The organism is Microcella sp., from assembly GCF_046293215.1.
Taxonomy (GTDB): domain Bacteria; phylum Actinomycetota; class Actinomycetes; order Actinomycetales; family Microbacteriaceae; genus Microcella.
On sequence record NZ_JBKBPI010000028.1, the window covers coordinates 1 to 552 of the forward strand.

The following is a 552-nucleotide window of genomic DNA, read 5'->3' on the forward strand; positions in this document are numbered from 1 at the left end:
GCGGTTGTCGATCAGGCGCTTGGTGACCTCGTGCCGGTACTCGACGCAGGCGACATCGTCATCGACGGGGGCAACTCGTACTACCGCGACGACATGCGGCGAGGCACGCAACTGCAGGCCCGTGGCATTCACTATCTCGATGTCGGAACCAGCGGAGGCGTTGCCGGCCTGGAGCGCGGCTACTGCCTGATGATCGGCGGCGAAGTTGGTATGGTCGAGCATCTGCGCCCGATCTTTTCTTCCCTTGCGCCAGGCATCCAAGCGCACTCCGGGTCGTGACGCAGATGCGGCCACGGCCGAAGAAGGCTTCCTACACTGCGGCCCGCATGGGGCAGGGCACTTCGTCAAGATGGTCCACAACGGCATCGAGTACGGCTTGATGGCGGCGTATGCGGAGGGCTTAAACATCCTGCGCAGCGCTGACGTGGGCCTGCGCGACCGACAAGCGCAGGGCGGGCACGATGCCGAGACTACGCCGCTGCGCGACCCCGAGCTGTATCGGTTCGAGATGAATCTGCCCGAGATCGCCGAGGTGTGGCGTCGTGGCAGTGT

Annotated in this window: 1 protein-coding gene and 1 pseudogene; both read left to right on the forward strand. The window is 64.7% G+C overall.

Translation table 11 applies throughout. The features are described 5' to 3' along the window. The coding region (locus ACK4SC_RS11715) for an NAD(P)-binding domain-containing protein (protein ID WP_409618153.1) at nucleotides 1-279 on the forward strand (279 nt) is incomplete at its 5' end. A gap of 70 nt (nucleotides 280-349) precedes the next feature. Further along, nucleotides 350-552, forward strand: a pseudogene (locus ACK4SC_RS11720) (6-phosphogluconate dehydrogenase (decarboxylating)); the annotation flags it as partial.